At 72.5% G+C, this 13,342-nt stretch carries 15 protein-coding genes; 12 read left to right on the top strand and 3 right to left on the bottom strand.

Annotated features, from left to right (window positions below; all coding sequences use genetic code 11):
• Positions 1 to 2 precede the first annotated feature (2 nt).
• From ACIBVP_RS09200 to ACIBVP_RS09170, 7 genes are read left to right on the top strand one after another with little or no spacing between them, the layout of a single operon-like run.
• Positions 3 to 761 (top strand): GvpL/GvpF family gas vesicle protein, encoded by a 759-nt coding sequence (locus tag ACIBVP_RS09200; RefSeq protein WP_396105521.1) that lies wholly within the window; start codon positions 3 to 5, stop codon positions 759 to 761.
• 3 nt (positions 762 to 764) lie between these two features.
• Positions 765 to 1,007 carry a gas vesicle protein GvpG gene (locus ACIBVP_RS09195; protein ID WP_396105520.1) on the top strand — a complete coding sequence of 81 codons (243 nt, stop codon included), beginning with the start codon at positions 765 to 767 and terminating at the stop codon, positions 1,005 to 1,007.
• Between the two features lie 7 nt (positions 1,008 to 1,014).
• Positions 1,015 to 1,362, top strand: a complete 348-nt coding sequence (gene gvpO / locus ACIBVP_RS09190; RefSeq protein ID WP_396105519.1) for a gas vesicle protein GvpO — start codon at positions 1,015 to 1,017, stop codon at positions 1,360 to 1,362.
• 1 nt (position 1,363) lies between these two features.
• Positions 1,364 to 1,732: a gas vesicle protein GvpJ gene (gene gvpJ / locus ACIBVP_RS09185; protein WP_396105518.1), complete on the top strand. Its 369-nt coding sequence runs from the start codon at positions 1,364 to 1,366 to the stop codon at positions 1,730 to 1,732.
• Positions 1,725 to 2,522: a GvpL/GvpF family gas vesicle protein gene (locus ACIBVP_RS09180; protein ID WP_396105516.1), complete on the top strand. Its 798-nt coding sequence runs from the start codon at positions 1,725 to 1,727 to the stop codon at positions 2,520 to 2,522. The genes gvpJ and ACIBVP_RS09180 overlap by 8 nt, the downstream gene beginning before the upstream one ends.
• Positions 2,519 to 2,707, top strand: coding sequence for a gas vesicle protein (locus ACIBVP_RS09175; protein ID WP_396105515.1), 189 nt, complete (start codon positions 2,519 to 2,521; stop codon positions 2,705 to 2,707). Before ACIBVP_RS09180 ends, ACIBVP_RS09175 begins: the two co-directional genes overlap by 4 nt.
• Positions 2,704 to 2,991, top strand: a complete 288-nt coding sequence (locus ACIBVP_RS09170; protein WP_396105514.1) for a gas vesicle protein K — start codon at positions 2,704 to 2,706, stop codon at positions 2,989 to 2,991. Before ACIBVP_RS09175 ends, ACIBVP_RS09170 begins: the two co-directional genes overlap by 4 nt.
• Positions 2,992 to 3,006: 15 nt before the next feature.
• Here the strand turns inward: ACIBVP_RS09170 and ACIBVP_RS09165 are convergent, their stop codons facing one another.
• Positions 3,007 to 3,807 (bottom strand): M15 family metallopeptidase, encoded by an 801-nt coding sequence (locus tag ACIBVP_RS09165; RefSeq protein ID WP_396105513.1) that lies wholly within the window; start codon positions 3,805 to 3,807, stop codon positions 3,007 to 3,009.
• A 98-nt stretch (positions 3,808 to 3,905) separates the two neighbouring features.
• Here ACIBVP_RS09165 and shbA point away from each other — a divergent pair, with 98 nt between their 5' ends.
• The 5 genes from shbA to wecB all read left to right on the top strand — a co-directional run bounded on the left by shbA (position 3,906) and on the right by wecB (position 11,080).
• A complete protein-coding gene (shbA, locus tag ACIBVP_RS09160; protein ID WP_396105512.1) occupies positions 3,906 to 4,478 on the top strand; it encodes an RNA polymerase sigma factor ShbA in 573 nt (190 codons plus the stop codon).
• Entirely contained in the window at positions 4,475 to 5,284 is an 810-nt protein-coding gene (locus ACIBVP_RS09155; protein WP_396105511.1) for a hypothetical protein, read from the top strand. Before shbA ends, ACIBVP_RS09155 begins: the two co-directional genes overlap by 4 nt.
• Before the next feature lie 142 nt (positions 5,285 to 5,426).
• Positions 5,427 to 8,594 (top strand): M36 family metallopeptidase, encoded by a 3,168-nt coding sequence (locus ACIBVP_RS09150; protein WP_396105510.1) that lies wholly within the window; start codon positions 5,427 to 5,429, stop codon positions 8,592 to 8,594.
• A gap of 223 nt (positions 8,595 to 8,817) precedes the next feature.
• Positions 8,818 to 9,882 (top strand): PQQ-dependent sugar dehydrogenase, encoded by a 1,065-nt coding sequence (locus tag ACIBVP_RS09145; protein ID WP_396105509.1) that lies wholly within the window; start codon positions 8,818 to 8,820, stop codon positions 9,880 to 9,882.
• A 13-nt stretch (positions 9,883 to 9,895) separates the two neighbouring features.
• Positions 9,896 to 11,080, top strand: coding sequence for a non-hydrolyzing UDP-N-acetylglucosamine 2-epimerase (wecB, locus tag ACIBVP_RS09140; protein WP_396105508.1), 1,185 nt, complete (start codon positions 9,896 to 9,898; stop codon positions 11,078 to 11,080).
• Here the strand turns inward: wecB and ACIBVP_RS09135 are convergent.
• Both ACIBVP_RS09135 and ACIBVP_RS09130 read right to left on the bottom strand, forming a co-directional pair.
• Positions 10,996 to 12,336 carry an FAD-dependent oxidoreductase gene (locus tag ACIBVP_RS09135; protein WP_396105507.1) on the bottom strand — a complete coding sequence of 447 codons (1,341 nt, stop codon included), beginning with the start codon at positions 12,334 to 12,336 and terminating at the stop codon, positions 10,996 to 10,998. The two genes, wecB and ACIBVP_RS09135, sit on opposite strands and share 85 nt — an antisense overlap.
• Complete coding sequence (locus ACIBVP_RS09130; protein ID WP_396105506.1) at positions 12,336 to 13,169, bottom strand: glycosyltransferase; 834 nt, start codon at positions 13,167 to 13,169, stop codon at positions 12,336 to 12,338. Before ACIBVP_RS09130 ends, ACIBVP_RS09135 begins: the two co-directional genes overlap by 1 nt.
• Positions 13,170 to 13,342: the final 173 nt, after the last annotated feature.

Raw genomic sequence — 13,342 nt, 5'->3', positions numbered from 1 at the left:
GGATGGCCGAGGCTGAGCAGGGTTTCTACGTCTACGGGATCGTGCCCGCCGACGTCGAGACGGAACCGCACGCCCGAGGTGTCGGCGACCCGCCCGGCGAGGTGACCACGATCCGGCACGGTGACGTCGCCGCGCTCGTCAGCGCCGTCGCCACGGACGCGTCGCTCGGCAGGCCGGAGGACCTGGCCGCGCACGCCGCGCTGCTCGACGGTGCGGCGGCCGCGGCACCCGTGCTGCCGATCAAGTTCGGTGCCGTCCTGACCAGCGCGGACCACGTGACCGACGACCTGCTCGCCACCCACCACGACGAGTTCGCCGCCGCGCTGCGGGAACTGGAGGGCAAGGCGGAGTACATCGTGCGGGGCCGCTACCGCCACGAGGCGATCCTGAAGGAGATCCTCGCCGAGAACGCCGAGCTCGACGGGCTGCGCGACGACATCCGGGACAAGCCAGAGGACGCCACCCGCAACGAACGCATCGCGCTCGGCGAGGGGATCACGAACGCGATCGCCGCGAAGCGCGACGCCGACACCGAGACCGTGCGGCGGGTGCTCGACGGACTCGGGTACATGACGGTCGTGCGGGAACCGACGCACGACGAGGACGCCGTGCACGTGGCGTGCCTCGCCGAGACCGAGCAGGAGGCCGAGCTCGAGGAGGCGCTGGGCCGGCTCGTCTCCGAGTGGGAGGGCCGGGTCGAGCTGCGGCTGCTCGGTCCGCTCGCGGCCTACGACTTCGTGGTCAGCAAGGCGGTGGAGTAGGCCATGGGCCTCGTGTCCACTCTCCTCGGCCTGCCGCTGGCTCCGGTGCGCGGCGTCATCAAGCTCGGCGAGCTGGTGCAGCGCCAGGTCGAGGAGGAGCTGCGCCACCCGGCCTCCGCCCGGCGCGAGCTCGAGGAGGTGGAGCGGTTGCGCGTCGAGGGCGAGCTGTCCGAAGAGGAGGAAGCCCAGGCGCAGCAACGGGTGCTGGGCCGCATGACCACCCAAGAGGGAACGAAGGGGAGGTGACTCCCGAATGGCCACCGACGCGAGGAACGCGAAGGACGACACCGAGGACGTTTCCGAGGACGTTTCCGAGGACAGGAGCGATCCCGGGCCGAAGCCGTCCGCGTCGCGGATCGCCGCGCACGCGGGGGACCACATCAGCGCCCTCACCGGGAAGAGCGTCGCGAGTGTGACGTCGGTCGAACCTGCCGAGCAGGGCTGGCTGGTCGAGGTCGAGGTGCTGGAGGAGGCGCGGATCCCGTCGTCGTCGGACATGCTCGCGCTCTACGAGGCCGAGCTGAGCGACGACGGTGACCTGCTGGCCTACCGCAGGACCAGGCGTTACGCACGTGGCAGGGCCGACGGGGGGAGGGACTGACATGACGACGCCCGCGCAGGGCGGCGCTCTGACTCCGCAGAGCGGCAACGGCAACCACCAGACCAGCAACCTCGGCGACATCCTCGAGCGGGTGCTGGACAAGGGACTGGTCATCGCCGGTGACATCCGGGTCAACCTGCTCGACATCGAGCTGCTCACGATCAAGCTCCGGCTGGTCGTCGCGTCGCTGGAGACCGCGAAGCAGGTCGGGATCGACTGGTGGGAACGCGACCCCTGGCTGACCGGCGACCGGGGCGACCGGGGTGACCGCCGCCTCGAGCGCGAGAACGAGGAACTCCGCGCACGCATCGCCGAGCTCGAAGGCCGCCGCGAACCCGAGACGATCGAGGGCGGCGGCGACCATGCCTGAGCACGGCACGTGGGTCTACGCCGTCGTGAACGGCGCCGACGGCGCCGATGGCGTGGACCCGAACCTGCTCGCGGGCATGACCGGCGTGGCCGGGGAACCGCCCAGGACCACCAGCGCGAACGGGCTGACGGCCGTGGTCGGCACGGTGCCGCTGGCGACGTTCGGCGAGGACGCGCTGCGCCGCAACCTCGAGGACATCGACTGGCTCGCCCGTGTCGCACAGGCACACGACGCCGTGGTCGCGACCGTCGCGCGCGCGGTGCCCGCGGTGCCGTTCCGGATGGCCACCGTCTACTTCGACGACAGCGGGGTGGGGTCCCTCCTGGACGGCCGGGGCGACGGGTTCCGCGCGACGCTGGCGCGTGTCGCGGGCCGTGCGGAGTGGGGTGTGAAGGCCCTCCTCGACGTCAGCGGGCTGAGCGGAGCCGAGCCCGCCGCGGCGGGTGGGCAGCGGGGGAGTGGCGCGGGCGCGGCGTACCTGCGGCGCAGGCGCGAGCACCACCTCGTCCGCGAGCAGATCGACCAGCTCGCCGTCGACCACGCCGACGCGATCCACGCGGCGCTGACCGCCCTCGCCGTGGACGCGTGTCTCCACCGCCCGCAGAGTCCCGCCCTGGCCCAGCAGAAGCTGCCGATGATCCTCAACGCGGCCTACCTCGTCGAGGACGACGCGGCCGGGGACTTCGCGCACGCCGTCGGCCGCCTGGCCGAGCAGCGCACGGGGGTCGAACTCGAGCTCACCGGCCCGTGGCCCGCGTACTCGTTCGCCTCGATCGGACTCGAACCATGACCGAACCGACGCCGGTGCCCACCCCCGAACGGCGCATCGCCCTGGTCGACCTGCTCGACCGGGTACTGGCGGGCGGCGTGGTCATCCACGGCGAGGTGACCCTGTCCATCGCCGACGTGGAACTCGTCCACATCTCGCTGCGCGCACTGTTGACCTCGATCAGCGCCCTGGAGCAGAACCGATGACCGAGCGCCGCCACCGCATCGACGCCGACCCCGAGACCGCCCAGCAGAGCCTGGCCGGGCTCGTGCTCACCGTCGTCGAACTCCTCCGGCAGCTGATGGAACGACAGGCCATCCGCCGCGTCGACGCCGACGCCCTCGACGACGAGCAGATCGAGAAGATCGGCCTCACGCTGATGCGGCTCGACGAGGGCATGGACGAGCTGTGCGCCCACTTCGGCCTGCGGCGCGAGGACCTCAACCTCGACCTCGGTCCACTCGGGACACTGCTCCCGCCGGACGGGTAGCGGCACACCCGCCGGTCAGTTCAGTGCGCCCCGGCTGACGGGGAAGTCGAAGTACGTGTCGGGGAACGGCTCGTCGTTGAGGGTGAAGTGCCACCACTCCTCGGGGAGGTTGCGGAACCCGACGTCCGCCAGGGTGCCGCGGAGCAGGTCGCGGTGGTGGCGGGCGGCGCCGGTGATCGCCGGGTTGTCGGTGTGGGACAACGGGTCGAAGCAGTCGTAGCCGGTGCCCATGTCCACGCCGTTGTCGGGGAAGCGCTCCTCGACCGGGGCGAAGCACGGGACCAGCGGCTCGCCGGGGTGGTAGGGCCGCTGGGGCCGTACCGGCAGCTCCACCAGCGTGAGGTCGACGGTGCTGCCGCGGCTGTGCCCGGACTTCTCCGCGATGTAGCCGTCCGCGAACAGCCGTGACTTGTCGACGTTGGGGTAGAACTCGGCCTTCATCCGTTCGTCGTCGAGGTCCTGCGCCCAGCGGACGAAGTGGTCGACCGCGCGCTGCGGGCGGTAGCAGTCGTAGACCTTGAGCGTGTAGCCCTGCCGCAGCAGCGTGCGTTGTGCGTTGCGCAGGGCCGTCGCGGCCGCCCGGGTGAGCACGCACTGCGGCTGCCGGTAGCCGTCGATGCGGTCACCGACGAAGTTGTGCCGCCCGAAGTAGCGGATGTCGTACCGGATCGTCGGGTCGACGTCGTTCAGCACGACGAACTCGGGTGGCGCGCCCTTCTCACCGCCCGAGTCGCCGCCCGCGGCGGCGGGCGCGGCGAACGCCACGCACGAGAGGAGGGCCAGCACAGCCGCGCTCAGGCGGGAGGTTCGGGACACGGGGACTGTTATACACAAGCCGAGGCCGGCTGGGCAGGGGAGTGCGGTGACGGGTGTGGTCGTGATTTCCTATGTTGGTTCGTAGGAAGGACGCGACTGTGGCCGACAGTGAGCTCGTGCGGCGTGCTGCCCGCGGCGAGGCCGACGCGGTGGCGGAGCTGCTCGCGTGCGTCAGGCCCGGTGTCGTCCGGTACTGCTGGGCGCACCTGGGGTCGCTCCGGCACTCGCCGGTCTCCCCGGACGACGTGGCGCAGGAGGTGTGCCTCGCGGTGTTCGAGGCGCTGCCCCGCTACCGGGACCGGGGGCTGCCGTTCACCGGGTTCGTGTTCCGCATCGCCGCCAACAAGGTGGCCGACGCCTTCCGCGCGGCGCGTGTCACCGCCACCCAGCCGATCGAGACGCTGCCGGAACCCGTGGACGACCACTGGGACCCGGAGCGTCGCGCCGTGCACGCCGAACTGTCCCGCCGCGTGCTCCGGCTCCTGTCCGACCTGCCCGGCACCCAGCGGGAGATCGTCGTGCTCCGCGTGGCCGCGGGGCTCTCGGCGGAGGAGGTCGGTTCGGTGCTCGGCATGACGCCCGCCGCGGTGCGGATGGCGCAGTCGCGGGCCCTCGCCAGGTTGCGGGAACAGGCGCGGGACCAGGAACGATCCGACGAGGTGGTCGCATGACCGTGCGCATGCCGGGCGGCCCGTCCGAGGGCCGCGTGCCGGATCTCGTCGAGCTGGCCGAGGACGACCTGCTGCTGGACCGGCTCGGCCGCGGGGAACAGCCCGCCGAGCAGGACGAGCTCGTGGCCACGCTGTCCGAGTGGCGCGCGGCGCTGCCGTCCGCGGACCCGCCCGGCGACGAGCTCGTCGCGGCCGCGGTGTCGGCAGGCAGGCGTGCACGACGCACCCGGAGGTGGGCGCGCGGGTCACTGGTCGTGGCGACCGCCGGGCTGCTCACCTTCGGCGGCCTCACCGCGGCCGCGCACAGCGCGGGCCCCGGGAGCCCGCTCTGGCCGTTCACCACGTGGCTGTACCCGGACCTGGCCCAGTCGCGTGCCGCCGTCGACGCCGCGGGCCGGGCGGTCGCCGACGCGCGGGCCGCGATCGACGCCGGCCGCGACGAGTCCGCGTCCCGGCTGCTCGCGCAGGCCTCGACCCTGGCCGGGCAGGTCGACGACCCCGTCGCCCGTGACCGGCTGCGGGACGAGATCGCGGCCCTGCGCGCCGAACTCGCGCCGCCCCCGGACACGCGGCTCCCGGACGGTCCCGGGCCCGGTGTGGCGGAAAGCGTGCCGGACGTGCCGCGCCCGGCGCCCTCGGTGCCGGCCGCGCCCGCGCCGAACCCGTCCGAACCGGGCGCGCCCACGAGCACCACGGCCAGGACCAGCGTGCCCGACGCGCCGCCGCTGCCCGCGCCCGTGCCCACGTCGTCCCTGCTGCCCGGGCCGGGGACCCCCACCGTGCCGAACCTGGTGCCGGGGCGTTAGCCCGTCCGGAGCAGTGGGCTTGCGCCGGTTGTCGTGACTTCACGCGGCCGCCGGAAAAACTCGCCCTTCTCGTGTTGCACGGGGCGCACGCCGCCGATCCACAGCGGACCGAGAACGATCTCGCTGAGTCCGAGGAGCGTCGATGCGCGCACGTCGATCAGTTCTGACCACGCTGGCCGTGTCCGCCATGGTCGCCGTGGTCGTCACTGTGCCGGGTGCCGCGGCGGTCGTCGCGCCGGGGCGGGCCCCGGCCACGGACGACGCGGTGATCGACGTGCGGGACGCGGCCGCGGTGTCGCCCACCGCCGACCAGCTGGCCGCCGCGCGGGCGCTGTCGAGCAGCGCGGGCAGCGGCACCAGAGTCACCTGGGACCCGAGGTTCGGCACACCACGCACCATCCGCCGGGACGGTGGCTGGCTCACGACTCCGCGCGACGGCGCCCTCGCCGCTGTCGCGCGGTCCTTCCTCGACGCCAACCGGGCCGCGTTCGGCCTCGGCGGCGCGGACGTGGCCGCGTTGCGCGTCGTCCGCGACCACGAACTGGTCGGCACCGGCACCCGGGTGGTGACCTTCCGGCAGACGTTCGACGGCGTGCCCGCCGTGCGCGGCGGCCACCTCACCGTCGCGGTCGCCGCCGACGGGCGGGTGCTGTCCTACGCCGGTGACCCGGCACGGGGCGGCGGGCTGGCGGCCGAGCACGAGCTGTCCTCCGCGCAGGCGCTCGCCCAGGTCGCCGCCCGGCTCGCGCCCGGCGTCTCCTTCACCCCGGACCAGGTGGGCACCCAGGCCGGTTTCGAGAAGTTCGCCAGGGGCGCGTTCGCCGCCGAGTCCTATGTGGAGAAAGCCGCGTTCCCGACCGCGGAGGGGGCCCGCCCGGCCTATCGCGTGCTGTTCGTCAAGGCGCTCGACCAGGCGTGGGACACGGTCGTCGACGCGGTCACCGGCGCGATCCTCTACCGCGCGAGCCTCGTCGAGCACCAGGTCGATGGTGCCGAGGGCACGGTCTACGAGAACCACCCGGGCGCCGCCCGCGGCGGCCGGCCGGTGATCAGGTCGTTCGGCCCGAACGCGCAGTCCCCGTCCGGCTACGTCGACCCGACCGGGATCGCCGGGCTGCCCGGCCCGACCACGTTCGGCAACAACGCGAACAGCTACGCCAACCACTCGAACTTCCTGGTGCCCGCAGATCAGGGACCGCGGCCGGTCAGCCCGACCGCCCAGTTCAACTACGCCTACACCGACAACTGGGGCCGCGGCGACGGCGAGACCGTGCCGCCGAGCTACGCACTGGACGTCGACCCGGCGGCCACGAACCTGTTCTGGCACCACAACCGCGTCCACGACGAGTTCTACGCGCTCGGCTTCACCGAGACCGCGGGCAACTTCCAGGTCAACAACAACAGCAAGGGCGGCCAGGGCGGCGACCCCATCCTCGGTCTCGTCCAGGCCGGCGCCGCCACCGGCGGCGCACCGACCTACACCGGCCGCGACAACGCCTACATGCTCACCCTGCCCGACGGCATTCCGCCGTGGAGCGGCATGTTCCTGTGGGAGCCGATCAACGACACCTTCGAGGGCCCGTACCGCGACGGTGACTTCGACGCGACGGTCATCGAGCACGAGTACGCCCACGGCCTGTCCAACCGCTACGTCAGCGGCGAGGACAACGCGCTGAACGCCCACCAGTCCGGCTCGATGGGCGAGGGCTGGGGCGACTGGTACGGCCTGAACTACCTGTACGCCAACGGGTTGAGCGACAAGGCGGTCGTCGGCGAGTACGCCACCGGCAACGGGAGCCGCGGCATCCGCAACTGGGACTACGACGACAACCCGACGACCTACGGCGACATCGGCTACGACCTCGGCGGCGCGGAGGTGCACTCCGACGGCGAGATCTGGACCGCAACCCTGTGGGAGATGCGCACGGCGCTCGTCGCGAGGTTCGGCGAGGCGGCCGGTGGCGAGATCGCCGCGCGCGTCGTCACCGACGCGATGCCGTTGTCCCCGCCCGATCCGTCCTTTGTGGACATGCGGGACGCGATGCGGACCGCGCTGGACAACCGCTACCACGCCCGTGCCGACTACTCGACCGTCGTCGACGTCGTCTTCGGCGCGTTCGCCCACCGCGGTCTCGGCGTCGGCGCCACGACCGCGGGCGGTGCGGACACCGACCCGGTGCCGTCGTTCACCCACGTCGACCCGGCCCGCAACGGCACGCTGACCGGCACCGTGGTCAATGCGGCGACGGGCAGGCCCGTCGCCGGTGCGAAGGTCGTGCTCGGCGTGTTCGAGGCCCGGGTGACCCCGCTGCGGATCTCGTCGGCCAGCGGCGCCTTCTCGGCCTCCGTCGCCGACGGCACCTACCCGGTGACGATCACCGCGCCGGGCTTCGGTTCCCGCACGTTCCCCGGGATCTCCGTCCGGGCGGGCAAAACCACCGCCCGCCAGTTCTCGCTGAGCCCGAACCTGGCCTCGACCGCCAACGGCGCCACGGTGGTCGCCGCGACCGCGGCCAACGCGGAGCGGTTGCTCGACGACACCGAAGCCAGCAGCTGGTCGGCCGCGCCGGGCACCGGCAACGTCACCGTCGAACTGGCCGCGCAGGCGCCGATCTCCGGCATCCAGGTCAGCGCGTACACGACCGCGCGCTTCGAGGGGCTGCGCGGGTTCACCCTGCAGACGTCCACCGACGGGGTCAACTGGCGGACCGTGCGGTCGGTGCCCGACGCGTTCGGCTACCAGGCGCCGCGCCCGGTCGCGCCCGACCTGCACTACCGGACGTTCCGCCTCGACCGGCCCGTCGACGCCCGGTACGTGCGGTTCTGGACCGACTCGGCGCTGGGCGAGACCAGGACGCAGGTGCAGGCGGCGGAGTTGCAGGTGTTCTCCACGACCGCGTCGGGTGTCGAACCGCTGCCGCCGACGCCGCCCGACGAGCCCGTCACCGACACCGGCACCATCGCCGCGGGCAACCCGGGCACCGGGACGGCGCCTGCGGGGGTCACCGCCGCCGCGTTCACCGCGGCGTGTGCCGTGCCGTCGGCCCCCGCGCAGGGCGCGGACGGCTGGGTGACCCGGCTGCCGGACAGCTTCGGCGACGGCGCGCACAAGGTCGTGGTCACCGGAAGCGGCCCGGTGTACGACCTGGACCTGTACTTCTACGACGCGGCGTGCGAGGAGATCGGCTCGTCCGCGACGTCCGCGCCGGACGAGTCCACGACGTTGCCGAGCGGCACCCGCTACGTCCTGAGCCAGCTCTGGCTCGGCGCGGAAGTGCCGATCACCGTGACCGCGACCGACACCCAGTGATGTCGCGCCACACCTGAGCGCGCACCTCCCGACACCGCCGGCACCGGCCAATCCCCACCCGGTGCCGGCGGGAACCGGGTGTCCTTCCCGGCTTTGTCCCTGCCGGGAAGGACACTGCGGCCGCCGCGCCGGCTGTTAGTCGTCGGGCCGTGTCTTCACCGGATGGTGTGCACCTCCGCGTTCCGGCGCGTTCCCCGGGCCGTGGTTGCTGAAACATGTCCCCATGAACTTCGGCAGGATCGCCATCGCGCTCGTGTGCGCGCTCGTCATGTCGCTGGGTGGCGTCGCGCCCGTGACGCACGCGGACGCGTCCGCGAGGTCGATCGTCGAGAAACTCCGTACCCCGTGGGCGATCGCGTTCCTCCCCGGCGGGGACGCGCTGGTCACCGAACGCGACACCGCCCGGCTGCTGCGGGTGACACCGGCCGGCCGGATGACCGTGGTCGGCGTGGTGCCCGGCGTGGTGCCCCGCTCACAAGGCGGGTTGCTCGGGGTGGCGGTGTCGCCGCGGTTCTCCGCCGACCACTACGTCTACGTGTACTACTCCGCCAGGCAGGACAACCGGATCGGCCGTTTCCGCTACACCGGCGGCACCGGTGTCACGGGCGTCGAGACCGTGCTGACGGGCATTCCCGTCGCCGACGACGCCAACGGGGGCCGCCTGAAGTTCGGTCCGGACGGGATGTTGTACGCCACCACCGGCTACAACTTCCGGTCCGAGTACCCGCAGGACCCTGGCTCGCTGGGCGGCAAGATCCTGCGGATGACCCCGGAGGGCCGCCCCGCACCGGGCAACCCGATCCGGGGTTCGGTGGTGTGGACACTGGGCCACCGCAACGTCCAGGGCATCACCTGGGACAACGCGGGCCGGGCCTACGCGACCGAGTTCGGCGACGCCAGGCTCGACGAGCTGAACCGGATCAGGCGCGGCCACAACTACGGGTGGCCGCACGCCGAGGGACCGTCGTCCGACCCCCGGTTCACCGACCCAGAGCTGACCTGGCGCACCGGCGACGCGTCACCGTCGGGCATCGCGTTCGCCGGTGGTTCGTTGTGGGTGGCCGCGTTGGGCGGCGAACGCCTCTGGCAGGTACCGCTCAACGCGGTCGGCCGTCCCGGCAAGCCCGTCGCACACTTCACCGGGACGCACGGGCGGCTGCGTGAGGTCGCGGTCGCACCCGACGGCGCCCTGTGGCTGCTCACGAGCAACACCGACGGTGTCAGCACGGCACGCGCCGGGGACGACCGGCTGCTCGTCCTGCCGCCGGACTTCGCCCGGCAGGCGTGACGTGGGAGTCAGAGTGAGCGTTCGCGCGATCGCCAAGCCCGAACTGATCTTCGCCGGACCGGATGACGACCCGGACAACGGACCGGACCGCGACGACATGGTGACGCTCGTGTGCGGCACCCGGCCCGAGCTGATCAAGCTCGCGCCGCTGATCCGGCACTTCGGCCGAAGAGCGGCGGTCGTCTACACCGGACAGCACTACGACACGTCGATGTACTCCCTGATCCGGCAGGACATCGCCGAGCCGGGCCGGTTCCACGAGCTCGCCTGCGGCGGCGTCAGCCGCGGCAGGCAGTTGGGCCGGTCGGTGGCGGCCGTCGACGACATCCTGTCGAACCACCCGACGTCGGCGGTGTTCGTGCAGGGCGACACCACCTCCGCGCTCGCCGGCGCGCTCGCGGCCAACGCGAACGACGTCCCGCTGGTGCACGTCGAGGCGGGCCTGCGCAGCTACGACCGGCTGATGCCGGAGGAACACAACCGCGTCGCCATCGACCACCTCGCGGACCTCTGCTGCGCGCCGACCGAGCTGAACCGCGACAACCTGCTCGCGGAAGGGATTCCCGCGGAGCGGGTCGCGGTGACCGGCAACACGGTCGTCGAGGCGCTGCGGTCCGCCGTCCCCACCGCCGAGGCCCAGCGCGCGGCACTGTGCGCCCTGGGGCTGGAGCGGGACGGCTACGTGGTGGCCACCATCCACCGGCCGGAGAACGTGGACGAACCCGGCAGGCTCGCGTGCATCCTGCGGGAGCTGGCCCGGCTGCCGCTGCCGGTGGTCCTTCCCCTGCATCCGCGGACGGGCAAGCGGATCGAGCGGTTCGGCCTGCGGTCACTGCTCGACAGGCTCCGGGTGGTCGAACCGCAGGCGTACCCGGCCTTCCTCGGCCTGGTGTGCGGTGCGGCGGTCGTCGTGTCCGACTCGGGCGGCATCCAGGAGGAGGTGAGCGTGCTCAAGCGTCCGGTCGTGGTGGTGCGGCGCAGCACCGAACGGCCCGAGATCGAGGGGACGTTCGGCACCTTGGTCGCGCCAGGGCCGCGGATCCACAGCGAGGTCGTCAGGTGGCTCGACGACGTGGCCGGCCACCGCGCACGGCTGGCCGGCATCCCGTCGCCCTACGGGGAGGGCTCGCCGTCGGCGCGCATCGCCGACCGGTTCCGCCGGCTGGTCGCGGCCCGGTCGATGGTGGCGGCGACCTGATTCGCGAGCCGTACGCTGGAGTTCCAGCTGGTGACCTCGGGGTAGACGTGCGCGGTCGTCGCCAGCAGCACCGGGAGGCCGGGCAGCTCGACGGGTGGCCGCAGCCGCAGGTAGCCGAGGGGGTACACCGGTTCCACGAACGGCGCCTTGAAGACGTGGACCTCGTCGATGTCGTCGGCGGTGAGCGGGAGTCCTGAGTAGAGGGTGCGCAGCTGCTCCGACCACCGCGCCGCGATGCCGGCGCCGTCCTCCTGGTAGAGCGCGGACTCCCGGTCGGTGTAACGCATGACGTAGGCCAGGTGCCTGCCGCCGTAGGGCGCCGTCCCGGCGAGCGCCGACATCTCCACGACGCCGTCGAACTCGGTCCCCGACCGCACCACCGGTGTCCAGTAGTGCCCGGCGAGTGGCCTGCGGAGGAAGAACAGCGCGTTCACCACACCCTGGTACGGCAGCCGCACGGTGGGCAGGCCGGCCGCCAGGTCGTCGTCGGCGAGCGCGCGCAGCTGTGGCAGCGGCAGCGTGGACACCACCTGGTCGGCCACGACGACCTCGTCGCCCGGCAGGGTGACGCGTGCCGCTCCGTCCACAACGGACAGCCGAAGCACCGGGGTGGACGTGCGCACCGTCGCGCCGCCCGCCTCCAGCGCCGCCCGCAGCCCGTCGATGACGGACCTGTAGCCGCGGGCCGGGTAGCCGCGCGTGCCCACGTTGCGTTCGCGACCGAGCCGTTGCCACAGGTACAGGGCGGGCACGTCCCCGAACGAGCGGCCGAACTTCGAGCCGAACATGGGGGCGAGCAGTGTCTCCCACACCGTGTTCCCGTAGAGGCCGCGCAGCCAGTCCTCGGTGCGGGTGTTGTCGAGGTCCCGGCCGCGGCCGAGCCTGCGCAACAGCAGCGAGATCACGCCGAACCGCAGCCGGTCGGGCAGCCCGAGCGGGGTGAACCGCAGAAGGTCCCGCGCCGTGTTGAACCCGTGGTGGGCACCGTCGACGATCATGCCCATCTCGGTGCGGCGCCAGCGCACCTCGTCGGCGAGGTCCAGTTCCGCCAACAGGTCCAGCAGCTCGTCGTCGGACGGCATCACGCAGTGGTAGAACCGTTCGACCCAGCTGTCCCGCCACGCGAAGAAGGTGCCGAGACCGCCGAGCTGGTCGCTGCCCTCGAGAACCGTCACCTGGTGCCCGCTCCTGGTGAGGCGGTACGCGGTCGTCAGGCCGCAGATCCCGCCACCGAGCACCGCGATGTGCCGGGCCATCACAGCGCCCGGTAGGGCGCGGGCGCGAGCCGGTCGCGCAGCAGCAACCGCAGGTACTGCAGCACCGTCCGGCCCAGCCTGAGCTTGCTGGCCCCCGGTTTGCGGTCGTACCGCAGGCGCAGCGGCACCTCGCTGATCACCGGATCGCAGTGGCGCAGCTTGAGCAACAGCTCCACCATGCACGCGAAGCCCTGCTCCTCGATGAGGCGTTCACCCCAGTGGCGCGCGGCCCGGTCGAGCAGGCTGACCCGGTAGGCGCGGAAACCGCTGGTGAAGTCCCGCACCCCGGCGACCCGCAGTGTGCGCCGGAACAGCACCGCGGCGCCGCGTGACAGCAGCCGCCTGCCGTACGGGGCGCTGGTGTCGTCCCCGCCCGACACGAACCGCGAGCAGATGGCCACGTCCGCGCCCGCCGAGATCTCGGCCCGCAGCAAGGGGATCAGCGCCGGGTCGTGGGTGTCGTCGGCGTCCATGACGACCACCGTGTCGTCCTTGTCGGCCGCCGCGAGTACCGCGTGCAGACCGGACCGCACGGCCTGACCGAGACCCAGGTTGACGTGGTGGCGCACCAGCCGCACGTCGAGACCGGGCGCTCCGGCGCCCGCGGTGTCGGCGGTGGCGTCCGTCGAGCCGTCGTCCACCACCCAGACCGTCAGGTTCTCGGTGTGGGCCAGTTCGGCGAGCCTGCCGAACAGCGGCGGCAGCGCGGCCGCCTCGTTGTACGCGGGCAGCACAACGTGCGCCCTGCCGTTGTTCCGCGCCTGCGCCGTGTACACGGCGGGCTGGGTGGCCGGTTTCTGCTCGTCGAGCACCTCGACCTTTTCGAGCGCCACGGGACCCCTCATTGTCGATCTGTTCGGGTGGCAGCAAAATAGCAATCACGGCCCGGCTGTTCTCGTGTCACCTCGACGTTTTCGCGGCGGTTCCGCCAAAATCGGTCAGGGGCGGCGTCGAAAGGCTGACCAGAACCCCAACGAATTCGCCCTAGGGAGTTATAACATGGCCT

This window comes from Actinophytocola sp. NPDC049390, assembly GCF_044466355.1.
Taxonomy (GTDB): Bacteria; Actinomycetota; Actinomycetes; order Mycobacteriales; family Pseudonocardiaceae; genus Actinophytocola.
Note: the sequence above shows the minus strand (reverse complement) of the source record. Positions and strands in the feature narration are given on the sequence as shown.